Source organism: Streptomyces sp. NPDC060366, from assembly GCF_042725135.1.
Taxonomy (GTDB): Bacteria; Actinomycetota; Actinomycetes; order Streptomycetales; family Streptomycetaceae; genus Streptomyces.
In genome coordinates this window covers 181,292-204,301 of the sequence record NZ_JBHXDC010000002.1, presented here as the reverse complement: position 1 = coordinate 204,301, position 23,010 = coordinate 181,292, and the positions used below count along the sequence as shown (strand labels likewise).

21 protein-coding genes are annotated in these 23,010 nt (G+C 71.6%); 13 read left to right on the top strand and 8 right to left on the bottom strand.

All coding sequences use genetic code 11. The features are described from left to right. Positions 1–90: 90 nt before the first annotated feature. Positions 91–582: a dephospho-CoA kinase gene (coaE, locus tag ACFWHU_RS05675; RefSeq protein WP_387224086.1), complete on the top strand. Its 492-nt coding sequence runs from the start codon at positions 91–93 to the stop codon at positions 580–582. Between the two features lie 78 nt (positions 583–660). Then, on the top strand, positions 661–1,044 hold the full coding sequence (locus tag ACFWHU_RS05670; RefSeq protein ID WP_387224085.1) for a tetratricopeptide repeat protein: 384 nt from the start codon (positions 661–663) through the stop codon (positions 1,042–1,044). Here ACFWHU_RS05670 and ACFWHU_RS05665 read toward each other — a convergent pair. Further along, on the bottom strand, positions 995–1,330 hold the full coding sequence (locus tag ACFWHU_RS05665; protein ID WP_385794842.1) for a DUF6343 family protein: 336 nt from the start codon (positions 1,328–1,330) through the stop codon (positions 995–997). The two genes, ACFWHU_RS05670 and ACFWHU_RS05665, sit on opposite strands and share 50 nt — an antisense overlap. A 182-nt stretch (positions 1,331–1,512) precedes the next feature. Between ACFWHU_RS05665 and ACFWHU_RS05660 the strand changes: the two genes are divergently transcribed. The 4 genes from ACFWHU_RS05660 (at position 1,513) to ACFWHU_RS05645 (ending at position 6,787) form a co-directional block, all read left to right on the top strand. Further along, positions 1,513–1,977: a DoxX family protein gene (locus tag ACFWHU_RS05660; RefSeq protein WP_387224084.1), complete on the top strand. Its 465-nt coding sequence runs from the start codon at positions 1,513–1,515 to the stop codon at positions 1,975–1,977. Positions 1,978–2,144: 167 nt separating this feature from the next. Further along, positions 2,145–5,030 carry a DEAD/DEAH box helicase gene (locus ACFWHU_RS05655; RefSeq protein ID WP_387224083.1) on the top strand — a complete coding sequence of 962 codons (2,886 nt, stop codon included), beginning with the start codon at positions 2,145–2,147 and terminating at the stop codon, positions 5,028–5,030. Then, a complete protein-coding gene (locus tag ACFWHU_RS05650; protein ID WP_387224082.1) occupies positions 5,027–6,280 on the top strand; it encodes an SWIM zinc finger family protein in 1,254 nt (417 codons plus the stop codon). Before ACFWHU_RS05655 ends, ACFWHU_RS05650 begins: the two co-directional genes overlap by 4 nt. A gap of 45 nt (positions 6,281–6,325) precedes the next feature. Beyond that, a complete protein-coding gene (locus ACFWHU_RS05645; protein ID WP_387224081.1) occupies positions 6,326–6,787 on the top strand; it encodes a hypothetical protein in 462 nt (153 codons plus the stop codon). A gap of 129 nt (positions 6,788–6,916) precedes the next feature. Here ACFWHU_RS05645 and ACFWHU_RS05640 read toward each other — a convergent pair whose 3' ends face one another. From ACFWHU_RS05640 to ACFWHU_RS05630, 3 genes are all read right to left on the bottom strand, one after another. Beyond that, complete coding sequence (locus ACFWHU_RS05640; RefSeq protein ID WP_387224080.1) at positions 6,917–8,104, bottom strand: S1 family peptidase; 1,188 nt, start codon at positions 8,102–8,104, stop codon at positions 6,917–6,919. 372 nt (positions 8,105–8,476) lie between these two features. After that, positions 8,477–9,016: a hypothetical protein gene (locus ACFWHU_RS05635; protein ID WP_385794829.1), complete on the bottom strand. Its 540-nt coding sequence runs from the start codon at positions 9,014–9,016 to the stop codon at positions 8,477–8,479. Between the two features lie 86 nt (positions 9,017–9,102). Further along, on the bottom strand, positions 9,103–9,612 hold the full coding sequence (locus ACFWHU_RS05630) for a DUF3574 domain-containing protein (RefSeq protein ID WP_385794827.1): 510 nt from the start codon (positions 9,610–9,612) through the stop codon (positions 9,103–9,105). A 162-nt stretch (positions 9,613–9,774) separates the two neighbouring features. On the opposite strand from ACFWHU_RS05630, the gene ACFWHU_RS05625 reads away from it, so the two are divergent. Beyond that, complete coding sequence (locus ACFWHU_RS05625) at positions 9,775–11,208, top strand: amidohydrolase (protein WP_387224079.1); 1,434 nt, start codon at positions 9,775–9,777, stop codon at positions 11,206–11,208. 79 nt (positions 11,209–11,287) lie between these two features. Continuing rightward, the gene (locus ACFWHU_RS05620) at positions 11,288–11,929 is read left to right on the top strand and encodes a uridine kinase (protein ID WP_387224078.1); all 642 of its coding nucleotides are present in this window, start codon (positions 11,288–11,290) and stop codon (positions 11,927–11,929) included. Between the two features lie 32 nt (positions 11,930–11,961). On the opposite strand, the gene ACFWHU_RS05615 is transcribed toward ACFWHU_RS05620, so the two are convergent. From ACFWHU_RS05615 to ACFWHU_RS05600, 4 genes are all read right to left on the bottom strand, one after another. After that, positions 11,962–12,837, bottom strand: a complete 876-nt coding sequence (locus ACFWHU_RS05615; protein ID WP_387224455.1) for a carbohydrate kinase family protein — start codon at positions 12,835–12,837, stop codon at positions 11,962–11,964. 74 nt (positions 12,838–12,911) lie between these two features. Next, positions 12,912–13,820, bottom strand: a complete 909-nt coding sequence (locus ACFWHU_RS05610; protein WP_387224077.1) for a pseudouridine-5'-phosphate glycosidase — start codon at positions 13,818–13,820, stop codon at positions 12,912–12,914. Positions 13,821–13,864: 44 nt separating this feature from the next. After that, on the bottom strand, positions 13,865–14,407 hold the full coding sequence (locus ACFWHU_RS05605) for a methylated-DNA--[protein]-cysteine S-methyltransferase (RefSeq protein WP_385794817.1): 543 nt from the start codon (positions 14,405–14,407) through the stop codon (positions 13,865–13,867). 114 nt (positions 14,408–14,521) lie between these two features. After that, positions 14,522–15,430, bottom strand: a complete 909-nt coding sequence (locus ACFWHU_RS05600; RefSeq protein ID WP_385794814.1) for a glycerophosphodiester phosphodiesterase — start codon at positions 15,428–15,430, stop codon at positions 14,522–14,524. 236 nt (positions 15,431–15,666) lie between these two features. Here ACFWHU_RS05600 and ACFWHU_RS05595 point away from each other — a divergent pair, with 236 nt between their 5' ends. From ACFWHU_RS05595 to ACFWHU_RS05575, 5 genes are all read left to right on the top strand, one after another. Then, the gene (locus ACFWHU_RS05595) at positions 15,667–16,578 is read left to right on the top strand and encodes an MHYT domain-containing protein (RefSeq protein ID WP_385794811.1); all 912 of its coding nucleotides are present in this window, start codon (positions 15,667–15,669) and stop codon (positions 16,576–16,578) included. Between the two features lie 40 nt (positions 16,579–16,618). Further along, positions 16,619–18,739, top strand: a complete 2,121-nt coding sequence (uvrB, locus tag ACFWHU_RS05590) for an excinuclease ABC subunit UvrB (RefSeq protein WP_385794809.1) — start codon at positions 16,619–16,621, stop codon at positions 18,737–18,739. A gap of 183 nt (positions 18,740–18,922) precedes the next feature. After that, on the top strand, positions 18,923–19,489 hold the full coding sequence (locus ACFWHU_RS05585; RefSeq protein WP_242574891.1) for a TerD family protein: 567 nt from the start codon (positions 18,923–18,925) through the stop codon (positions 19,487–19,489). Positions 19,490–19,656: 167 nt separating this feature from the next. After that, positions 19,657–21,684: a TerD family protein gene (locus ACFWHU_RS05580; RefSeq protein ID WP_387224076.1), complete on the top strand. Its 2,028-nt coding sequence runs from the start codon at positions 19,657–19,659 to the stop codon at positions 21,682–21,684. 265 nt (positions 21,685–21,949) lie between these two features. Beyond that, positions 21,950–22,990, top strand: a complete 1,041-nt coding sequence (locus tag ACFWHU_RS05575) for a TerC family protein (RefSeq protein ID WP_387224075.1) — start codon at positions 21,950–21,952, stop codon at positions 22,988–22,990. Positions 22,991–23,010: the final 20 nt, after the last annotated feature.

Below are 23,010 nucleotides of genomic sequence, written 5' to 3'. Positions count from 1 at the left end.
GGCTCGGGCGCCTAAATTTTTTATTACCCCCGCTGGGTGGCTCCCTCGGGGGGGTGGGGGGGGCCGGGCCCAAACACCCCCTTTAACTCCGTGCCCCCGGGCCCCCCGGGCCCCCACGCCGTTGTCGACGCCTTCGGGCCCGGCGTACTCACCGCCGAGGGGCGGCTCGACCGGCCGAAGCTCGGCTCGCTCGTCTTCTCCGACAGAGAGAAGCTCGCCACCCTGAACGCCATCGTCCATCCCCTGGTCAGGGCACGTTCGGCGGAGCTGGAGGGGGCGGCGGGCGAGGACGCCATCGTCGTCCACGACGTGCCGCTCCTGGTCGAGAACGAGCTGACCGGGCTCTACGAGGTGGTCGTGGTCGTGGACGCGTCCTCCGAGACCCGGCTCGACCGGCTCGTACGGGTGCGGGGCATGGCGGAGTCCGAGGCCCGGTCCCGGATGGCCGCGCAGGCCACCCGCGAGCGGCGAAACGCCGCCGCCGATCTGGTCATCGACAACGACGGTCCGCTGGAGAAACTGGAGCCGCAGGTCAGGGACGTCTGGGAGCGGCTGGTCGAGCGGGCCGCCGCCCACCTCTGACGTAGCCCGGCGGCCGGCTTTGGAATACCGCCAATCCGTGCGACGTTGGACGCGCGGACCGAGGGGAAGGATTCGACCGTGCCCGAAAGCCCGGAGACCCACGTCATCGACTACCGCGCTGCTGAACAGCTCCTGGCCGCGCGCGATCCGCGCGGTGCCGTCAAGCTGCTGGACTCCGTGATCGCGGCGCACCCCGAGAACACGGCCGCCCGGCTGCTGCGCGCCCGCGCGTTCTTCGCCGCAGCCCAACTGCGGCCCGCGGAGCTGGAGTTCGAGCTGGTCCTGGAGCGCGAGCCGGACAACGCGTTCGCGCACTTCGCACTGGCCCGCACCTACGAGCGGGCGGGGCGCCCCGAGCAGGCGACGAAGCACTTCAGGCTGGCCGCGGCGCTCGATCCCAAGCCCGAGTACCTCAAAGCCGCGCGTTTCGACTCCGGCTCCGGGTCCGGCTCGGACGGCTGACCTCTTCGGCTCCGTCGCCGCCGGTGTTCCGGTGGCTGTGTTCCTCGTACGGCGGGACGTCGCGGCCCGGCTGGAAGCTCGAACCCTGCCGTATTCGGTGGACGACTATCACGAAATCCGTGGCGACGATCAGCAGCAGCACCCCGCAGGCGATCGCCCAGCCCGGACGGCCGGCGATCGCGAACGCGGCCGTGCCGAAGCCGGTCCAGATCAGGCCCCAGACACTCAGCCACCAGCGCATCCGCAGCGGACTGCGGGCGGTGACCGGTTCACTTCCGGTGCGCATGGCATCGCACCTCCTGTGAGTGATGTACCCGGTCCGCGCCCCCGATTCACGGGGCGCGGGCCCCGAAACGAACCGACAGTGAAGTCCGCCGATCCGACCGCCCGGAGAGCGATGATTTCCGGGCGGGGCGGGTGTCTACCTCCTTGAAAGCCACACCACGCGCATCACGGAGGAGACCCCCAATGTCCGAGGCTACGACCACCCCCGCCCAGAGCGCGTCAGCTCCCGCGTCCGCTGCCGTCTCCCCTTCCCAGGCGGGGCCCTCGCGCCGCGCGGACATCACGGTCCGTACGCTCCAGATCGTCCTGGCCCTGTTCCTGGCGGTCCCGAGCGCCGGGCCGAAACTCGTCGGCCACTCGACGGCGGCCGAGTCGTTCGACGCGATCGGCTTCGGCGACTGGTTCATGTATCTCACCGGCGTCCTTGAGGTGGCCGGCGCCGTCGCCCTGCTGATCCCGGTCCTCTCGGGGGTCTCGGCGATCGCGCTCATCGGCCTGATGATCGGCGCCTTCATCACCCAGCTGACCGTTTTCGACGGCGAGAACGCGCTGACGCCGGTGATCTTCCTGGTCCTCCTCGCCGTGGTCGCGTGGGTACGGCGGCAGAAGACCGCCGAATTCGTCGAGCTGGTGCGCCGGCGGATCTGACCGGTGGCCCGCCTGCCCCGTCGCGCCCGTCGCGCCTGAAGACCGCATCCTCACACGTTGAGGGGATGCGGCCTTCAGGCATGACGGGGGCACTGTCAGACCCCCCGCCTAGACTCGCGAGTAACGAATCTTGAGGTGTGCGACCGAGGCGGAGGGAGCGGGTGACCATGACGCGAGACGTGCCGGGCCGGGCGCCGACCGCCGCGCCGACGCCCCTGGCCCGCTGCGCCGCGGTCTTCCTTCCCGCCGGTCTGCCCCGTGAAGGACGCGTCGCGTTCTGGGCCCCGGAGGGGGAGCCGCCCGCCGACGGCGACCTCCTCACCACCGACCTCACGGTCGTGGCCCCCGCCGACCCGGCGGACGGCCCCGGCGTTCGCACCCGTGTCGTACGCGCGGTGCTCATGCCCGTCGCCGAGGCCGTGCCCCTGCTGGTCCGCGCCCGCACCGACGCCTCCGCCCACCCCTCCGCCGCCTGCTGGGGCGCCGCCGCCCTGCACGCCCTGCACCTGTCGGCCCGCGGCCGGCTGCTGCCCGGCCTCACCGCGTCCGACCACGACGCCTGGCGGGCGGGCCCGCTCGACGCGGACGACATCGCCCAGCTACGGGCCATCGCCGCCGCCATGCCGTACGAGGCACACGCCGTCCCACTCCCCGAGCTGCTCCCGCCGCGGCTGCCCGAGCCGGAAGCGCTGGTGCGCGCCTTTCTCGACGCGGTCGCCGACGCCCTGCCCCGTACGCCCGCCGCCGCGTTCGCCGCGGGCGCGCCCTTCGCCGCGCACGCGGCGCAGCATCTGCCCCGCGCCCGCTCGTGGGCGGCCGAAGCGGCGGCCGGGATGGACGCCGGGGTGCGCGTCTCGCTGCGCCTCGACCTGTCCGCGTACGAGCTGTTCGACTCCTCGTCCGCGCCGGAGACCCCGGAGGCGTCCGGCACCGAGCGGCGCGCCGGGGCCGCCCTCGTCCAGATCCACAGCCTCGCCGACCCGACGCTCGTCATGGACGCGGCCCGGCTCTGGGCGGGCGACGGCGACGACATCTTCGGACCGCGAGCCAGGATCGACGCCCTGCTCGCGCTGCGCCGCGCCGCCCGCGTCTGGCCGCCGCTCGCCCGCCTGCTGGAGTACGACGTCCCCGCCGCGCTGCCGCTCTCCGAGGACGAGCTGTACGAACTGCTCGGCCCGGGAGCCGCGAGCCTGGCCGCCGCCGGAGTGGCCGTCCACTGGCCGAGGGAGCTGGCCCGTACGCTCTCGGCCGCCGCCGTCGTACGCCCCGCGCCCGGCTCGGCCACGGACGGCACGCCCTTCTTCGACAGCACCGAACTGCTCAAGTTCAACTGGCAGTTGGCGCTCGACGGCGATCCGCTCAGCGAGGCGGAGATGGACGCGCTCGCCGAGTCGCACCGCCCGATCGTCAGGCTGCGCGACCAGTGGGTGGTGATCGACCCCGACCTCGTACGGAAAGCGCGCAAGCGGGAGCTGGGCCTGCTGGATCCGGTCGACGCGCTGGCCGTCGCCCTCACCGGCTCGGCCGAGGTGGACGGCGAGACGGTCGAGGCCGTCCCGACCGGCGCGCTGGCGGTCCTCCGCGACCGGCTCGTCCACGGCCCCGCGGCCGTCCCGCAGCCCACCGGCCTGGACGCCACCCTGCGCGACTACCAACTGCGCGGCCTGGCCTGGCTCGACCTGATGACGTCGCTCGGCCTCGGCGGCTGCCTCGCCGACGACATGGGTCTCGGCAAGACGATCACCGTCATCGCGCTCCATCTGCACCGCGCCCGCCCGGTCCCGACGCTCGTCGTCTGCCCCGCGTCCCTCCTCGGCAACTGGCAGCGGGAGATCACCCGCTTCGCGCCCGGCGTCCCGGTCCACCGCTTCCACGGCTCGGGCCGCACGCTGGACGGGGTGACGGACGGATTCGTCCTCACCACGTACGGCACGATGCGCGGCAGCGCTCCCGAACTGGCCGCCCACACTTGGGGGATGGTCGTCGCCGACGAGGCCCAGCACGTCAAGAACCCGTTCTCCTCCACGGCCAAGGCGCTGCGCACGATCCCGTCGCCCGCCCGCGTCGCGCTGACCGGCACCCCCGTGGAGAACAACCTCTCCGAGCTGTGGGCGCTACTCGACTGGACGACCCCCGGCCTCCTCGGACCGCTCAAGTCGTTCCGCGCCCGCCACGCGCGCGTCGTGGAGAACGTGGAACACGCGGGGTCGGCGGGCACCACCGCGAGCGACGAGGCCGTGGAACGACTCTCCCGGCTGGTCCGCCCCTTCCTGCTGCGCCGCAAGAAGTCCGACCCCGGGATCGTGCCCGAGCTGCCGCCGAAGACGGAGAGCGACCACCCGGTGCCGCTCACCCGCGAACAGGCGTCCCTGTACGAGGCCGTCGTGCGCGAGACGATGGCCGCCATCGAGAGCGCGGAGGGCATCGCCCGGCGCGGACTGGTCATGAAGCTGCTCACCGCCCTCAAACAGATCTGCAACCACCCGGCGCAGTATCTGAAGGAGGAGCGGGCCCGGCTCACCGGCCGGTCGGGGAAGCTCGCCCTGCTCGACGAACTGCTCGACACGATCCTGACCGAGGACGGCTCGGTCCTGGTCTTCACCCAGTACGTGTCGATGGCGCGGCTCCTCTCCGCGCACCTCACCTCCCGAGCGATCCCGTCCCAACTCCTGCACGGCGGCACGCCCGTCGCCGAACGGGAGCGGATGGTGGACCGGTTCCAGTCGGGAGAGACCCCCGTCTTCCTGCTGTCCCTCAAGGCCGCCGGCACCGGTCTCAACCTCACCCGTGCCGGTCATGTCGTGCACTACGACCGCTGGTGGAATCCGGCCGTCGAGGAGCAGGCCACGGACCGCGCCTACCGCATCGGCCAGACGCAGCCCGTGCAGGTCCACAGGCTGATCGCGGAGGGCACGGTCGAGGACCGCATCGCCGAGATGCTGGCCGCCAAGCGTGCCCTGGCCGATGCCGTGCTCGGCTCGGGCGAAGGAGCCCTGACCGAGCTGACCGACCGTGAGCTGGCCGATCTCGTCTCGCTGCGGAGGCCGTCATGAGCGCACCGCGCGCCTCTCGGCACGACGACCGCCGTCGTACGTTCCCGGCCCTGCCGCCCCGGCCCGGCCCGGCGGGCGACACGGACTTCGCCACCAGCTGGTGGGGCAACGCCTGGGTGGAGTCCATGGAGGACTCGGCGCTCGACCCGGCCCGCCTGCAACGCGGCCGCGCCTACGCGGGCAGCGGGCACGTGGACGCGATCACGGTCACACCGGGACGGGTCATGGCGTACGTGCACGGCTCCCGGCCCCGCCCGTACCGTACGGAGATCCGGCTGCGCACCCTCGGCGACGACGACTGGGAAGACCTCCTCGACGCCGCGGCGGCCCGCCCCGACCACATCGCCGCCCTCCTCGACAAGGACATGCCGCACGCGCTCGCCGCCTCGGCGGACCTGCTGCCGACCGCCGGTGATCTGACGCCCGACTGCTCCTGCCCCGACGACGGTTACCCCTGCAAGCACGCGGCGGCGCTCTGCTACCAGACCGCGCGGCTGCTCGACGAGGACCCGTTCGTCCTCTTCCTGATGCGCGGGCGCGGCGAGCACGAGATCCTCGCCGATCTGACGCGCCGCAACGCGACCCGCTCCGCCGCCGAACGAGGCACGGCGGCGCCGCCCATGCCCACGGTCGACGCGGCCACGGCGGTGGCACCCCGCACCCTGCGGACCCTGCCACCGCCGTTCCCGCTGCCTGCCAACCCCGGCCGGCCGCCCGTCTATCCGCACACTCCCGGCGCCCCCGACCCGCTGGCGCTCGACCTGCTCGCCACCGAGGCCGCCGCCCGCGCGCACACGTTCCTCGGCTCCGGCATCGACCCCGTGGCCGGCCTCACCCCCTGGCAGGACGCCGTCCGTCTGGCCGCCGCCCACCCCGGCTCCGGGCTCACCGCCTCGACCCGCGCCCTCTACCGCGACCTGGCGGCGGGCACCGACCACAGCCCGACCGACCTCGCACGCGCCGTCGCCGCCTGGCGCCAGGGCGGCCTCGCGGGCCTGACCGTCCTGGAAGACGCCTGGGACCCGCCCGCCGGACCGTTCGACCGCGCCCGCCCCGCACTCATCGCGGCCGACTTCCCGCACTTCCGGCCCTGGCGCAACCGTCTCTCCCTGCCCTCGCTCCAACTCCGCTTCGGCCGCGACGGACTCTGGTACGGATACGAGTCGGACCGCGACCGCGAGGACTGGTGGCCTCGCGGCACCCCCGACACCGACCCGGTGGGAGCGCTCACGGCGCTTCTCGGAAGGTGACCGGTAGGCTCGTATCCGTAAGCAACCACAGATCAAGGGGGCACGGTGGAAGCCGAGTTGGTGACATTGGCGGCCGCGGGGGCGACGGCTCTCGTGCAGCAGATGGCGACGGACGGCTGGACGGCGGCCCGCGACCGGATGGTGGCGTTCTTCGCGGGCCGGGGCTCGGCCACCCCGGCTTCGGTCGAGGAGGACCTGGAGACCGGCCGCGCCGAACTGGTCGCGGCCCAGCGGGACGAGGACGAAGAACTGGCGGCCGACGTCCGCGCCGAATGGCGCGCCCGACTCCGCCGCGCCCTGGCCGCCGACCCCGCGGCGGCTGCCGAACTCCGCTCACTGCTGGACGAGTTGACTCCCCCCGCACCCGAGACACGACAGGCGTCCGTCGTGTACCACAACACCATGAGCGGCACCGTGTCGGACGGCCCGGTCATCCAGATCGGTTCCAGCAACGTGAACCACTGGGGAACCGGCTCTCACGGCGGACCCGGCAACCCCCCGGCCTGACCCGGGGCTCAGCCCGCAGCGGAGGCCGAGGGCGGAGTAAGGGAGACAGAGGCGGCAGAGGTACAGCACAGGGGTGAAGCCCGTCGCGTCAGACCCATGACGCGACGGGCTTCAGCTTGCGGAGTCGGCTCAGGCTGTGTGCAGCGTCAGCCCGTACGTGCTGAGGATCTCGTTGATCGGCTGGTAGAAGCTCTGCCCGCCGCTGGTGCAGTTGCCCGAGGCGCCGGATGTCACGCCCTGTGCCTGGTCACCGCTGATGAACGAGCCGCCCGAGTCGCCACCCTCCGCGCAGGCACTCGTCTGGACCATCTGGTGGACGGCGCCCTGTGAGTAGTTGACCGTCACATTCTTGGCCAGGAGGTTGCCGCAGCGCCAGTGCGTCGTGGAGCCGGAGCGGCAGATCGACGCGCCGACGGGGGCCTCGTTCGAACCACGTACCAACTGGTCGGACACGCTGCCCCAGCCGAGGACGACGGGCACGGTCCACCAGCCGTTGGCGACGTTCACCCACGCGTAGTCGTTGCCCGGGAAGGACGAGCCCTGAAAGTTGCCGATGGCGGAGTTGTCCCAGCCGCGCACCGACTGGCCGCGCGGGCCGCAGTGGCCGGCGGTGACGAAGCCCCCGTGCACGGAGAAGCCTATGGAACAGCGGACGTTGCCCGTGTAGTACGGGTCTCCGCCCACGGTCCCGGCCGCGACGGTGGAGGGGGCGTCGGTCGTCTCCGAGACCGTCACCGGACCGGTCTTCTCGGCCTTCGCGACGAATGCGGCGACGGCCTTGGTGTCACGTTCCGAGGCGAGGACGTTCACCACGACCCGGTTGGACTTCGGGTCGACGCTCCAACTGCTCACGCCGGCCGGTGCGGAGAGCGCGTCGATCCGCTTCATGGTCGCGTCGAGGGCGCGCTCACTGTGCTTCACGAGCTTGACCGTGGCGCCTGTCGCGCGGACGGCGGCGGCCTTCTTCCCGTCGGTGAGGGCGACGGTCAGTGAGTTGTCGGCCGCGCTGAACCAGGAGCCGCCGTAAGCGGCTCCCGCCGCGCGCTCCGCCTTGGTCTCGACGGCGATCGCCGTCTTCTCGGCGGCGAGCCGGGCTACGGCCTCACTCTTCGTCAGGCCGAATTCCTTCTGCATGCCGCTGAGCAGGCCATCGGACGCGGGCGCCTTCTTCGAGGCTGATGCCGGGGCCGATGTTGACATCGATGTCGAGGCGGAGTCGGGAGCCGCTGCCGCCGCCGGCGCGAGCCCGGCGGTCGCCCAGGTGCCGACGAGGAGGAGTGCGGACAGACCGGTGCGTACAACTGTCTTGCGTCTCAAGGCATTCGCCCTTCGGTTGTTCCAGCGATCGTGGGGTTGGAACAGTGGAACAGCAGGCGAGTGAGAGCGCTCTCATTCGCCTCGGCCGGAGCGTATCCAAGGATCATGAACAGGTCCATGCCAATGGCGGAACGGAATCCGCGCGTGGTGCGATTCGCCAGGTCGGGAGGGGTCCGCGTCTGATGGAACGAGAGCCTCCGGTGGGTGTGGGGGGTGGTGCGAAGGCATCTCAAGTCCCGTTGACCGCAGGCTTTTACAGCGTTGCAAACGTCAAGCGGTGAACGCGGCGGCTGTTGCGAGCAGCAACGGCACGGCGACCGGGCTCTCGGGTTCCGGACATCTCCGGAACCCGAGAGTCCGCGTACCGCCGGATCAGAGCAGCTCCGCCCAGCGCGTGAGCGTCGCGAAGTCCCGCTCCCGCAACCCCCGTCGCGGGTGGATGCGCAACAGCAGCGCGGGCCCGTCGTGGTGGGTCGCGACATACGTCGTGTCCAGGTCGGTGATCATGTCGTCGACCCAGGCGAAGGGTCTGCCGTCCGCCCACTCCAGCAGCGGGCGCGTCTTCCAGTAGAGGCCGTCCGGATCCTTGGCGAAGAGCTCGGGCCACTCGATCACCGGCAGATCGGTCGGCAGCCCGACGGCCGGCGCGATCATGCTGTTGGCCTCGTGCATCCAGGTGGTGGCCCAGGCGAGTTCGAAGGGCAGCCCGGTGAGTATCGGGCCGTGTGCGGGGTTGAGCCGTACCCGTAGCCCGCGTCTGTGGGGCCGGGAGCCCGGCGTCTGGCGGGAGAGCCAGCTCGACGGGTGCAGATGGTGGGTCGTGTACCCGCGCGGCCGTGGCAGCCGTGCGGCGTACGGGTTGAGGGGACCGTCGACGTCGAGGAGCAGCAAGGGGCGTGGGCGAACCGTCATGGGGGAGAAATGCCCGCCGCGGGGGCCGTTTACGACCCCCGCGCGCTCCCGCGCCCTTTCCGCGCTCTCCCGTCGCCGTTTCGCGCTCAGAAGTCGGCGAACGTCCGGTCGTCCAGCCTTGCCACGGAGTCCTGGGCGTGCGTGCGTTCGTACGCCCGCCGGATCTGGTCGATCCGCGCGTCGCGCGACGTCGCCTCGGACGCCGGGTACAGCAGGATCAGCTCGTAGGTACGCTCCCGCTCGATCACGCCTCTGGAGTCACGCCACTGGCCGCGGCCCTCCTGGATCGTCAGGCCGGACGGGAACTCCGGTGTGACATGCCGGTCGATGAACGACATGAATTGAACATCCGTCACATCCGCGCCGCCGTCCGGCCGTTCCGTACCGAAGAAGAGCCGCGTCTCGATGTACGACGCGCCGCGAGGCGTCTGCGTGGGCGAGCGCTGCTCGCTGTCGAGGGTCGCGTACGCGGCCGGTGCGCCGACCGCCAGCACGGCGACGACGGCACCGGCGACGGCGACCGACACACGCTGCCCGGTGGACCGTGGCGCGCGCGGGCGGAGGGGGAGCCGGGGTGTGTTCGGGGCGGTGGGCATGGGGGGTGTCGCTCTCTCTTGGGCGGACCGTACAGAGGGCTGTCACGTGCGGATTCACTGTGGCAAGCACCCGCCACGCGGCTCCGCCGGAACACGGGCGACGGCCGGAAACCACCCGCACGCGCGCAAGACCGCCGCGCCCCCGCGCAGTACGTTGCTGCGATGACCACCGTTCCCGAGAGCCGGCCCGCCGATCTCGTCATCACGGGCTGCACCACGCTGACGCACGGCCGCACCACCGACCCCACGGACCCCACGGACCTCGACGATCCCGCCGACGCCACCCGGACCGGGGCCGGGGCCGCGGGCGACATCGGCTTTCTCGACAACAGCGCGATCGTCGTACGCGACGGTCTCATCGAGTCGATCACCACCCCCGAGGCCGTCGCCGGCCTGCCGGCCGTCGAGCGCATCGACGCACGTGGGCTGCTCGCCATGCCCGGACTGATCAACTGCCATACGCACACACCGATGGTGGCCCTGCGCGGCATCGCCGAGGATCTGCCGATCGAGGAGTGGTTCAACGACTGGATCTGGCCCATCGAAACCAATCTCACCGACCGCGACATCGAACTCGGCGCCCTGCTCGCCTGCGCCGAGATGATCCGCGGTGGCGTCACCACCTTCGCCGACCACTACTTCGCCATGGACAGGGTCGCCGCCGCCACCGAGGCGAGCGGGCTGCGGGCCAACCTCGGCCAGGGGTACTTCTCCAGCGAGGGCGCCGAAGGCCTCGAGCGGTCCCTCGACTTCGCGCTCCGGCTGCGGGGCGCGGCCGACGGGCGGATCACCACGTCCCTGGCGCCGCACGCCCCGTACACGGTCGACGACGACGATCTGGCCGCCACCGCCGAACTCGCCCGCGAACACGGCCTGCTGGTCCATACCCACGCCGCGGAGAACAAGGAGCAGACGGCCGCCTCCGTCGCCGCGACCGGGCGTACGCCCATCGAGACCCTGCACCGTGCCGGTCTGCTCGACGTCGACGTGCTCGTCGCCCACGGCACCGGTCTGACGGACGGCGACCTCGCCGTACTCCGGCGCGGTACGGGGCGCGTCGCGTTCGCGACCGCGCCCAAGGGCTACCTCAAGTTCGGCTGGGACCAGACACCGCTGCGCGCGCTGGCCTCGATCGGCGTGCCCGTCGGCCTGGCGACGGACGGGGCGGCGTCGAACAACACCCTCGACGTGTGGGAGAGCATGACGCTCACCGCGCTGACCCAGAAGTCCTCGGAGCGCGACCCCGCCTGGCTGACCGCCCGTCAGGCCCTCGACCACGCCACCACCCAGAGCGCCCGCGCGGTGGGCCTCGGCGACCAGGTGGGCGCGCTGGCTCCGGGGCGGCGCGCCGATCTGATCCTGGTGGACCTCACGGGACCGCACACCCAGCCGGTCCACGACCACGCGGCGACGCTCGTGTACAGCGCGCGCTCCGCCGATGTGCTGACCACGATCGTCGACGGGAAGGTCCTGATGCGCGACCGCAGGCTCCTGACGCTGGACGTTCCCCGAATCGTCGAGGAACTGAACCCCCGGCTCCCGGCGTTGACGTACCGCGGTCACGGCCGCCGTATCCAGGACTACGACCCGGCGTAGCAGCGACAGGAAGCCCTGCGGGAGACCGGCGGGGAGCGGCCGTAAGCGTCCTCACCCGCCGCTGGACCATGATGGAACGGTGAGACTCGAAGCGATCACCTGGGAGCGGCTGACCGACGCACTGGCGGGGCGTGCCCTGGAGACCAAGGCCGACGGCGGCGGCCCCTGGCTGCGTATCGCCGTGGACGGCGCGCCCGCCGCGCACCCCGGCGTACCTGCCGAGGCGCTCGCCGACGCCCTGCGGCTCCGGGGCCGCTCGGTGCTCGTCGTCGGGACCGGCGGCTTCCTGCGGCCCGCGTCACTGCGGTACGAGTACGGGCGGCACGACCCCGACTCGTACTTCGACGGCTGGTTCGACACGGGCGCCCTGTGGCGGGAGGTGTTCGGTCCGGTGGAGGCGGGTGGGACCGGCCGGGTGCTGCCCGATCTGTGGGATCCGGCGACCGACCGCGCGACGCGCAGCGAACGGGTCGAACTCCCGCCGGGCGGCGTGCTGGTGGTGCACGGCCCGCTTCTGTTCGGGCACTGGTTCCCGTTCGATCTGACGGTGCATCTGCGGTTGTCGCCGGCCGCGCTCCGGCGTCGTACCGACGAGAGCGAGCAGTGGACCCTGCCCGCCTTCGAGCGGTACGAGCAGGAGGTCGGCCCGGCCGAGACCGCCGATGTCCTCGTGCGGACGGACGATCCGCGCCACCCCGCCTGGGCGCTGCGGCAGGGCTGAGCCGCGTCCGGGCGGTGGCCGCCGGCCAGGTGTTACGGCGCCGGTGGCCGTCCGCCGGGCAGTGCCACCGCCAGGGCCCCGGCGCGGCAGCCCGCCGCCGCGGCCGTGACCGGGTCTGCCCCCGTCAACAGGGTCGCGAGGAAAGCGCCGTTGAACGCGTCGCCCGCCCCGGTGGAGTCGACGGCCCGCGCGGGCTCGGGCGGAACGCGCGCCGTCACGGCTCCGTCCGACGCCACCAGCGCGCCGTCCGGTCCCAGCGTCACCACGACGAGCGGGAACCGGCGGCTCAGCTCGGCCGCCGCCTTCTCCGCGTCCGGGACCCCGGTGAGCAGCCGGGCCTCGTCCGCGTTCGGCAGGAGTACGCCGACACCGTCGGCCGCCGCCAGGAACCGGTCGGCGCCGAGGTACGCGATGAAGCCCGCCGACGCGGGGTCCACGCTCACCGGGACGCCGCGCTCCGTCGCCGACTCCACGGCGGCCCGGACCGTTTGACGGCTCGTGGCGGCGAAGAAGAGATAGCCGGAGATGTGGAGTCGGCCCACCCCGTCGAGCAACGAGGCCGACCAGTCGGCGGTTCGCAGCCGCAGGACGGCCCCGCTGTCGGTCAGGAAGGTGCGTTCGGCGGAGGCGTCGACCAGCGAGACGACGGTGGCGGTCGGCGCGTCGTCGTCGACGACGAGGAGCGGCCGGACACCCGCCGATCTCAGCTGTGCCTCGTGCCAGACGGCGGCGTCCGCGCCGACCCGGCCGAGCAGCCGGACGTCCGCGCATCCCGTGGACGCCGCCCAGCACGCCGCGTTGGCCCCGGCGCCGCCCGGCAGGGTGCGGATCTCGGCGGCGGTGTCCGTGCCGTGCGCGAGCGGCGTACGGTGCCGGGCCACCACGTCGGTGACCACGTCCCCGACGATCAGCAACGCGCCCGCGCGGTCGGCGGGACCGGGGTCCTCGGCGGAGCGGACGCCGCCGGCTGGGCGCGGAGCGCTCACCGCGCCGCCGCGATCAGCGCCGCCAGTCGCACGTTGCCGCGTACGGCGGCCAGATTCGCCTCCAGGGACGCGCCGTCGGTACGCCGCATCAGCTCACCCAGCAGGAACGGTGTCACCGCCTGCCCGCCGATGCCCCGCTCCCGGCACTCCGCCAACGCCTCGGCGAGCACCCGGTCGTGCAACCGGGGATCGAGCTGTTCCGCCTCCGGTACCGGATTGGCGACGATCAGCGCGGCCTCCGGCCCGCCGAGCGCGTCCTGGGCGGCCATCACCGCCGCGACCTCCCGCGGGGTGTGCACGGTCCAGTCGACGGGCTCACCGGACGATGTCAGGTAGAAGCCGGGGAAGTGCTCCGTGCCGTACCCGAGGATCCCGACGCCCAGGGTCTCCAGACGTTGCAGGGTCGCCGGTACGTCGAGGATCGACTTCACGCCCGCGCAGACCACCGTGATCCGGGTCTCGGCGAGCAGCCGCAGGTCCGCCGACTCGTCCTGCGCCCGGATCCATTCGCGGTGGACACCGCCGAGGCCGCCGGTCGCGAAGACCCGGATACCGGCGCGGGCGGCGAGGAACGCCGTCGCGGAGACCGTCGTCGCACCGTCGGCTCCGGTGGCCAGCGCGGGCGCGAGATCCCGGTGGCCCAGCTTCCGGACGGACGGATCACCGGCGACCCGCTCCAACTGGTCCTTGTCCAGGCCCACATGGGCCCGGCCGTCCAGCACGGCGACGGTGGCGGGGACGGCGCCGCCGGACCGTACCAGCGCTTCCAGTTCCTCGGCGACGGCGAGATTGCGCGGGCGCGGCAGCCCGTGCGCGATGATCGTCGACTCCAGGGCGACGACGGGCCGGCGCGCGTCGAGCGCCTCCCGCACCTCGGGGGACAGCAGCAGTGTCGTGTCAGGCATGTCCCATCCCTGGCACGGGAGGGGGCCCCGCAAACGTCCGCCCGTCAGAACAGCGGCGCGGGCAGCACGCCCTCCAGCGCCAGCAGTTGGCGCTTGGTCTCCAGACCGCCCCCGAAGCCGCCCAGTTTGCCGCCGCTCTCCACGACCCGGTGGCACGGCACGACGATCGGCAGCGGGTTCGACCCCATCGCCGCGCCGACCGCCTGGGCCGCGCCCGGACTGCCCACCCGGTCGGCCAGATCGCCGTACCCGACGACCGTGCCGTACGGAACGCCGGCCGCCAGCTCGCGCAGCACCTGCCGGTTGAAGCCGCCCGACAGCGACCAGTCCAGCGGCAGTTCGAACTCCCGGAGAGTGCCGTCGAAGAAGGCCGCCAGCTGACGTATCGGCTCGGCCAGCCGACCCGCCGGATCCTCCACGGGCTCGGCGCCGAGCCGGCCCTTCAGCTGCCGAAGTGCCGTGTCCCGGCGCCCGGTCGAGGCGTGGAAGACAACTGTCACAAGTCCTTCACCGGTGGCGGCCAGCAGCAGTGGGCCGATGTCGCTCCCGACGACGGCCCACTCCACCGACTGCGCGTTGCTGTTCATGCCGACAACGCTACGACCAGGGTCTGACAACGGCCTCCGACCTGGCCCGTTCCATCCTCGGCCCGCCCTCGACCTGCCCGTGCCGGGTCCGGGACCCGGCCGGCGTCCGGCCGGTCAGCCCACCGCGTCCCGCACCACGTCGGGGTTGTTGGTGATGATGCCGTCCACGCCGAATCCGTCCACGCGCAGCGCGCCCGCGGCGTCGTTGACCGTCCAGGTGTTGACCTGGAGCCGCTTGCCGTGCGCGCCCTTCAGCCGGTGCACGGCCGCCACGTACTCGGCGGTGAGCGAGGAGTGCGTCGGATTGATCTGGTCGGTGAACGCCGCGTAGGACGGCAGGTCGGCCACCGCCGGCGTACCGAGGAAGCCGGTGGTCACGTCGGGCCGCTGCTCGTGCACGGCCTTCACGCTGGCCGCTCCGAAGCTCTGGATGACGAGCTTGTTCCGCACGTGCGCGCGGTCCAGCCAGCCCTCCGCGCGGAGCACACGCAGGACGTCCTTCTCGATGCCCGGGTAGAGATCGGGCGCCTTGATCTCCAGAAGAAGCTTCTGCCGGTTGTCCTCGACGGTGTCCAGGTACTGCTTCAGCGTCGGCACCCGCGCGCCCGCCCACTCGGCGCCGAACCAACCGCCCGCGTCCAGACGCGAGATCTCGGCGGCGGTGAAGTCCTTCACATTCCACGGAGCGCGGTCGGGGAACACCTGCTCGGCGTCGGTGGTGCGCTTGAGGTCGGTGTCGTGCAGGACGACCAACTCGCCGTCCTTCGTACGCTGGACGTCGTTCTCCACCCAGTCGATGCCCAGGTCCTCGGCCTTGTCGACGGCGGCGAGCGTGTTCTCCGGCGCGTACGCGGAGGCGCCGCGGTGCGCGATGACCAGCGGATCGGCGCCGTGCCGGGCGGAGACCGGTGACGTCTCCGGGGCCGTGGCGCGCGGCGCGGCGGCCGACGTGGTCCCCGGCAGAACCAGCGCGGCGGCTCCCAGCAGTGCGACGGTAGCGGTCACAGAGGTGCGTGCGTACACGTGGACTCCTTGCGTCGATCGATCACAGACGGGCCGAGAGTGACAGTCGGCGGCCAACACGCGACAGGCGAAGGTTGGCCACAACGTGAACGGAATGCGCCCGAGCAGGCCCCGGAGGCGGTCTCCAAGTCGACAAAACGGTGGCCTGATGTTTGCTTGCCGTGCCTCTGGCCATACCCTCGCCCCCGAAACCAACGCTTCGGCAGACGGCTCCCCAGGAGCGAAGGGCGTACCGCATGCAGGGCACCACCGACGGATTCAGCTACGGCCTGATCACCCCCGTGGCGGCCTTCCTCATGGCCTGCCTCGGGGGCGCGCTGGGCCTGCGCTGCGCCATCAGATCCCTGCACACACCCGAACCGGGACGCAGGGCCGGCTGGCTCGCGCTCGCCGCCGTCGCGATCGGCTCGGGCGTCTGGACGATGCACTTCATCGCCATGATGGGCTTCGCCGTGGCGGAGACCCCGGTCGCCTACGACCCGGCCACGACCTTCGCCAGCCTCGCCCTCGCGATCGTCATGGTCGGCGTCGGCATCTTCATCGTGGGATACCGGGGCACGACCACGATGGCCCTGATCACCGGCGGTACCGTCACCGGCCTCGGCATCGCGAGCATGCACTACCTGGGAATGGCCGGAATCCGGCTGGAGGGCCGTGTCGAGTACGACACCCTGACCGTGGGAGCCTCCGTCGCGATCGCCGTCGTAGCGGCCACCACGGCGCTCTGGGCCGCGGCCTCCCTCCACAGCCTCCCGATGAGCCTGGCCGCCAGCGTGGCGATGGGCGTCGCCGTGACCGGGATGCACTACGTGGGCATGGCCGCCGTCCACGTCCATCTGCGCCCGGCCGGCGCCGTGCCCGAGGGAGCCGACGGCGCCGAATCGGCGGCGACACTGCTCGGGCCCATGCTGGTGGGACCCGGCGTCTTCCTGCTGCTCGCGGCCGTCGTCGTGATCTTCGACCCGCTGATGGTCACGGAGCGGCCCGGCCCGGCGCCCCGGGGGCGGCGGGGCCTGGGCCCCCAGGAGCGCGCCCTGCCCGGCGTACCGGCCCAGCGGGCCCGGCCGGAGCCCACGTACGGGCAGACCGCCGACGAGGCGGTCTCCGGGCCGTCCGGGGGCGGGTCGCGGGGCGTCCACGACTGGTGATCCACACCCGACTGTCAGTGGGTGGTCGTACGGTGGATGCATGCGGCCAGTTTCCAAGATCGAACGTACTTCGGCGCCTTTTGAGGTCATCAGCTCCTACCGGCCCAGCGGCGACCAGCCGACGGCGATCGCGGACCTGGAGCGCCGCATCCGCGCGGGTGAGCAGGATGTCGTCCTGCTCGGTGCGACGGGCACCGGCAAGTCGGCCACCACGGCCTGGATGATCGAGAAGCTTCAGCGCCCCACCCTGGTGATGGCTCCGAACAAGACGCTGGCGGCCCAGCTGGCGAACGAGTTCCGCGAGCTGCTGCCCAACAACGCCGTCGAGTACTTCGTCTCGTACTACGACTACTACCAGCCCGAGGCGTACGTCCCCCAGTCGGACACCTACATCGAGAAGGACTCCTCGATCAACGACGAGGTCGAGCGGCTGCGCCATTCGGCGACGAATTCGCTGCTCACCCGCAGTGACGTGATCGTGGTCGCCTCCGTCTCCTGCATCTACGGCCTCGGTACGCCCCAGGAGTACGTGGACCGGATGGTGCCGCTGAAGGTCGGCGAGGAGTACGACCGGGACGAGCTGCTGCGCCGCTTCGTCGACATCCAGTACACCCGCAACGACATGGCGTTCACCCGCGGCACCTTCCGGGTCCGCGGAGACACCATCGAGATCTTCCCGGTCTACGAGGAGCTGGCCGTCCGCATCGAGATGTTCGGTGACGAGATCGAGGCCCTGTCCACCCTCCACCCCCTCACCGGCGAGATCATCAGCGAGGACCGGGAGCTCTACGTCTTCCCGGCCAGCCACTACGTGGCGGGCCCGGAGCGTATGGAGAAGGCCGTCAACGGCATCGAGCGCGAGCTGGAGGAGCGCCTCGCCGAGCTGGACAGGCAGGGCAAGCTCCTGGAGTCCCAGCGGCTGCGCATGCGCACCACGTACGACATCGAGATGATGCGCCAGATCGGCTCCTGCTCCGGCATCGAGAACTACTCGATGCACTTCGACGACCGCTCGCCGGGCACCGCGCCCAACACCCTCCTCGACTACTTCCCCGAGGACTTCCTGCTGGTCATCGACGAGTCGCATGTCACGGTGCCGCAGATCGGCGCGATGTACGAGGGTGACGCGTCCCGCAAGCGCACCCTGGTGGACCACGGCTTCCGGCTGCCCTCCGCGCTGGACAACCGCCCGCTGAAGTGGGAGGAGTTCCTGAAGCGCGTCGGCCAGACCGTCTATCTGTCGGCCACCCCCGGCAAGTACGAACTCTCGCGCGGCGACGGCCATGTGGAGCAGATCATCCGCCCCACCGGGCTCGTCGACCCGGAGGTCGTCGTCAAGCCCACCGAGGGCCAGATCGACGACCTGGTGCACGAGATCCGCGCCCGCACCGAGAAGGACGAGCGCGTCCTGGTCACCACCCTCACCAAGAAGATGGCCGAGGACCTGACCGACTACTTCCTCGAGTTGGGTGTGCAGGTCCGCTATCTGCACAGCGACGTCGACACACTGCGCCGTATCGAGCTGCTGCGCGAGCTGCGCGCCGGCGAGTACGACGTCCTCGTCGGCATCAACCTCCTGCGTGAGGGTCTCGACCTCCCCGAGGTGTCGCTCGTGGCGATCCTCGACGCCGACAAGCAGGGCTTCCTGCGCTCGGGGACGTCGCTGATCCAGACGATCGGCCGCGCGGCGCGCAACGTCTCGGGCCAGGTCCATATGTACGCGGACAAGATCACCCCGGCGATGGAGCAGGCCATCGACGAGACCAACCGCCGCCGCGAGAAGCAGATCGCGTACAACACCGAGCGCGGTCTCGACCCGCAGCCCCTGCGCAAGAAGATCAACGACATCGTCGCGACCATCGCGCGCGAGGAGGTCGACACCGAGGCACTGCTCGGTACGGGCTACCGCCAGGGCAAGGAGGGCAAGCAGGCGAAGGCCCCGGTGCCGTCGCTCTCCGGGCGGGCCGGCAAGGCGGGCAAGCAGGGCGCGGTGGTCACCGACCGGCCCGCGGCCGAACTGGCCGGGATCATCGAGGAGATGACCGAGCGCATGCGCGCGGCGGCGGCGGATCTGCAATTCGAGGTGGCCGCGCGGCTGCGCGACGAGGTGAGCGAACTGAAGAAGGAGCTGCGGCAGATGAGGGAAGTGGGGCTCGCCTGACGCGGTGTGGCGTGGTGTGTTGCAAGACCGACACAAAAACGGCCGAAGTCTCCTGCGCTGTCCGAGTGACTGCGTAGGGTACTGGACAACCGCACACATGGACGGTTGCGGGGGAACTTTGAGAGGGGACAGCGCGTGGTGGACGTATCCAAGGGCAGTACGCCCGGGGGCCCTGGGGTCAACCTGACCAAGGGTCAGGCCATCAGCCTGGAGAAGAGGGGCGGCGGCACGCTGACCGCGGTGCGCATGGGGCTCGGCTGGCAGGCCGCCCCGCGCCGTGGCCTGTTCGGCTCCCGCACCCGCGAGATCGACCTGGACGCCTCGGCCGTGCTCTTCGCCGACAAGCAGCCGGTCGACGTCGTCTTCTTCCGCCACCTTGTCAGCGACGACGGCTCCGTACGGCACACCGGTGACAACCTCGTCGGCGGCGCCGGACAGGGCGGCGACGACGAGGCGATCCTCGTCGACCTGCAGCGTGTTCCGGTGCACATCGACCAGATCGTCTTCACGGTGAACTCGTTCACCGGCCAGACGTTCCAGGAGGTGCAGAACGCCTTCTGCCGCATCGTCGACGAGACCAACGGCGACGAGCTCGCCCGCTACACCCTCGACGGCGGCGGTCAGTACACCGCGCAGATCATGGCGAAGGTGCACCGCGCCGGCTCCGGCTGGCAGATGACCGCCCTGGGCAACCCGGCCAACGGCCGTACGTTCCAGGACCTGATGCCGGCGATCCTGCCGCACCTGTAGGCACGGCTCTCGCCAGCGCACGCGCAGCTCCCGGAGGCAAGGCCGCCGGGAGCTGCACCGGTTGGCGACCGCTCGGCGAACGGTCCGACGCGGCGCCACGCACCACGCACCACCACGCAACGACATCACTACGGGGCACCACGCGTGACCGACGAGGGGACAGAGGGATGACGGCCGAACTGGTCCGGGGGCAGAACCATCCCTTGCCCCACAGCCGCCTGGAGATCCGGGTGACGGCCGGAGTGCCGGTCCTGGCGTGCGCCACCCTCGGCGACGACCGCGGCACGGTCCTCGGCGTCGAGTGGATCGCCCATCCCGGCTCGCCCACCCTCCCCGGCATCGAGGTGTCCCGGCAGGCCGCCGCCGGGCTGCGGTTCCACGTCGACCTGGAGGCCGTGCCCGACCGCGCGCACCTCGTGCACGTGCTGCTGGCGCTCCCCGAAGGGGTCGGCGGACCGGCCAGGTTCGGCACCACCGCCTCCCCGTTCGCCGCCGTCACCGCAACCGACGGCACGGAGATCGCCAGCTTCACCATCACCGATCTCGAGGCGGAGTCCGCCGTCATCGCCCTGGAGCTGTACCGCAGGCAGGGCGCCTGGAAGGTCCGTGCCGTCGGCCAGGGGTACGCGGGCGGGCTCGCCGAACTCTTCGGCGACCAAGGTGTGCCGCAGGCCCGCGAGTTCGCCGCCGGGATCCAGGAAGCCGTGGCCCGGCACATGGCCAGCGCGATCCAGGCCCCCCTGACCGGCACGCCGGACGGCGTACGGGTGCGCGCCGACGGATCCGCCACGGCCACCCAGCCCGGCCAGACCGCCGGCGGCGCCGGGGCGGGAGCCTCGTCGGGCGCGGACGTGACGCCCGGCCCCGGCGCCACGCCGCACCAATTGCCGGGCACCCCCGGCCAGCAGCCGGGCGGACCCGCCGACGGGCAGGGCCAGCAGCCGGCCGCCGTCGCGCACGGCACCGCCGGCGGACGGGTCGACTACACCCACCCGCGCCGCCGGAACACGGCTCCGCCCACCCCGCCGCCCGCGTCACCCCCGTCCCAGCCCGGCCAGGCGCCGCGCCCGGTCGCGGGCGACGCGACCGGCTGGTCCATGGAGGAGCGCCTGTACAACCAGGTGTGGGGCATGTTCGAGGACCTGGCCCGTGCCACCGCCGCCTACCGCAGCGCCGTCGACTTCGCCGAGTCCCGCATGGACCAGGAGCTCGACCGGGTCCTGTCCGACCCGCGCAGCCGGATAGGCGGTACCGGCGACGCGGCCCGCGAGGTCGCCCGCGCCAAGCGCGACCAGCTCACCGACCAGGCGCGCGAGGCCCTGGACCGGGACCTCGGCCAACTGGCCGCCGAGTCCGGGGTCGTCGAGCCCGCCCTGCCGCCCGCGTACGCCCGCTGGGACAACCCCGTCTGGCACGCCTACCGCGTCCCGATGGACAACCCGATGGCGCTGCGCCTGGGAGATCTGCATCTGCCCGAGCGCACCGAACTGCGCATCCCCATGCTGGTCAGGCTCCCGCTGGAGCGCGGCCTGTGGATCGACAGCGGCCGGTCGGGCTCGGAGGCCGCCCTGATGCTGGACGAGGGCCAGCTGCGCAGGCTCGCGATGGACAACGCGGTCGCTCACGCCGCGCGGCTCCTCGCGGCGTACCCGCCGGGCGAGTTCACCGTCCATGTGATCGACGCCGCGGGCTCGGCCGCCGGCTCCCTCGCCCCGCTGGTCGCCGCGGGCGTGCTGAACCAGCCGCCGGCCAGCGGCGCCGGGGGCGTCGCCGCCGTTCTCGCGCAGCTCACCCGGCGCGTGGACCTGGTGCAGATGGCGATCAGGGGCGGCGCGGCCGACTCCCTGCCGCCCGGTCTCGACACCGCCGAGCAACTGCTCATCGTCAACGACTTCCCGCACGGTTTCGACGACCGCGCGGTGACCCAGTTGCGCTATCTCGCCGACGAGGGCCCGGCCGTCGGGGTCCATCTGATGATGGTCGCCGACCGGGAGGACGCGACCGCGTACGGCCCGGTGCTCGATCCGCTCTGGCGTTCGCTGCTGCGCATCACGCCGGTCGCCGACGACCACCTCGCCGACCCCTGGGTCGGGCACGCGTGGACGTTCGAGCCGCTGACGATGCCGCCGGGCAGCCAGATACTGCGGCGGGTGCTCGAACAGGTCGCCGAGGCGCGCCGCGCCTGGCGCCGCTGACCGCCCGGACCCTGCCCCCGCATCACCTGAACGGCGCCCGCTCTACCCCCTTGGCGCCTGCTTGACCTTGCCTTTTACCTTCTCTTGGGATTTCCTGTACTCTGCTTTGAACGGAGGGGAGTACTCCCACACCGCGACGTACCCGTCAATACGGACCGCCATCGGTCCCGGGGCGTCGGCCCGCTGGCGCAGACAAGACGCTCGGGTGGAAGAGACCTCCGGCAGCGACGACGCTGATCAGTAGCCGTACAAAGCCGGAGGAACAGTGGACGTTTCATGGACCCTGTGGGTGCTGACCATTCTTGGTCTGTGTGCCCTGATCGCGGTCGACTTCTTCATCGGGCGCAAGCCCCATGACGTGTCGATCAAGGAAGCCGGAACCTGGACGATCGTCTGGATCGTCCTCGCCGTTCTGTTCGGCATCGGCCTGCTGGTGTTCGGCAGCAGCCAGGCATCGGGCGAGTTCTTCGCCGGATTCATCACCGAGAAGTCGCTCAGTGTCGACAATCTCTTCGTCTTCGTCCTGATCATGGCGAAGTTCTCGGTGCCCTCACATCTCCAGCAGCGGGTGCTGCTCGTCGGTGTGCTCATCGCCCTCGTCCTGCGGGCCATCTTCATCGCGGCGGGCGCGGCGATCATCGCCAGCTTCTCGTGGGTCTTCTACATCTTCGGCGCGTTCCTGATCTACACCGCCTGGAAGCTCATCCAGGAGGCGCGCTCCGACGAGGAAGAGGACGAGTTCGAGGAGAACCGCCTCCTGAAGTCGATCGAGAACCGCTTCGGAGTCGCGGACAAGTACCACGGCACGAAGCTGTTCATCCAGAACAACGGCAAGCGCGTGCTGACCCCGCTGATGGTGGTCATGCTCGCCATCGGCACCACCGATGTGCTGTTCGCGCTGGACTCGATCCCCGCGATCTTCGGTCTGACCCAGGACCCGTACATCGTCTTCACCGCCAACGCCTTCGCGCTGATGGGTCTGCGGCAGCTGTACTTCCTGATCGGTGGCCTGCTCAGGAAGCTGGTCCACCTCAGTTACGGCCTGTCGGTCATCCTCGGCTTCATCGGCGTCAAGCTGGTGCTGCACGCACTGCACGAGAACGGGGTGCATGTCCCCGAGATCTCCATCCCGTTCTCGCTCACCGTCATCTGCGGTGTGCTGATCATCACCACGATCACCAGCCTCATCGCCTCCAAGAAGCAGGCGGAGCGCGAGGCGGCCGAGGGCAAGGACGCCGGGGACAAGGACGGCGGCGACGAGGTCGAGGGCAAGAACAGCGAGGGCAAGGCCGACATCGAGGCCTGACCGCGCGACTCGCGACGTAC

Excerpts from the sequence above, each read along its gene's own strand:
- ACFWHU_RS05655 (WP_387224083.1), top strand. The coding sequence starts at position 2,145 with ATGACGCGAGACGTGCCGGGCCGGGCGCCGACCGCCGCGCCGACGCCC.
- ACFWHU_RS05660 (WP_387224084.1), top strand. The coding sequence starts at position 1,513 with ATGTCCGAGGCTACGACCACCCCCGCCCAGAGCGCGTCAGCTCCCGCG.
- ACFWHU_RS05625 (WP_387224079.1), top strand. The coding sequence starts at position 9,775 with ATGACCACCGTTCCCGAGAGCCGGCCCGCCGATCTCGTCATCACGGGC.
- ACFWHU_RS05665 (WP_385794842.1), bottom strand. The coding sequence starts at position 1,330 with ATGCGCACCGGAAGTGAACCGGTCACCGCCCGCAGTCCGCTGCGGATG.
- ACFWHU_RS05635 (WP_385794829.1), bottom strand. The coding sequence starts at position 9,016 with ATGACGGTTCGCCCACGCCCCTTGCTGCTCCTCGACGTCGACGGTCCC.
- ACFWHU_RS05610 (WP_387224077.1), bottom strand. The coding sequence starts at position 13,820 with ATGCCTGACACGACACTGCTGCTGTCCCCCGAGGTGCGGGAGGCGCTC.
- ACFWHU_RS05630 (WP_385794827.1), bottom strand. The coding sequence starts at position 9,612 with ATGCCCACCGCCCCGAACACACCCCGGCTCCCCCTCCGCCCGCGCGCG.
- ACFWHU_RS05595 (WP_385794811.1), top strand. The coding sequence starts at position 15,667 with ATGCAGGGCACCACCGACGGATTCAGCTACGGCCTGATCACCCCCGTG.
- ACFWHU_RS05580 (WP_387224076.1), top strand. The coding sequence starts at position 19,657 with ATGACGGCCGAACTGGTCCGGGGGCAGAACCATCCCTTGCCCCACAGC.
- ACFWHU_RS05650 (WP_387224082.1), top strand. The coding sequence starts at position 5,027 with ATGAGCGCACCGCGCGCCTCTCGGCACGACGACCGCCGTCGTACGTTC.
- ACFWHU_RS05605 (WP_385794817.1), bottom strand. The coding sequence starts at position 14,407 with ATGAACAGCAACGCGCAGTCGGTGGAGTGGGCCGTCGTCGGGAGCGAC.
- uvrB (WP_385794809.1), top strand. The coding sequence starts at position 16,619 with ATGCGGCCAGTTTCCAAGATCGAACGTACTTCGGCGCCTTTTGAGGTC.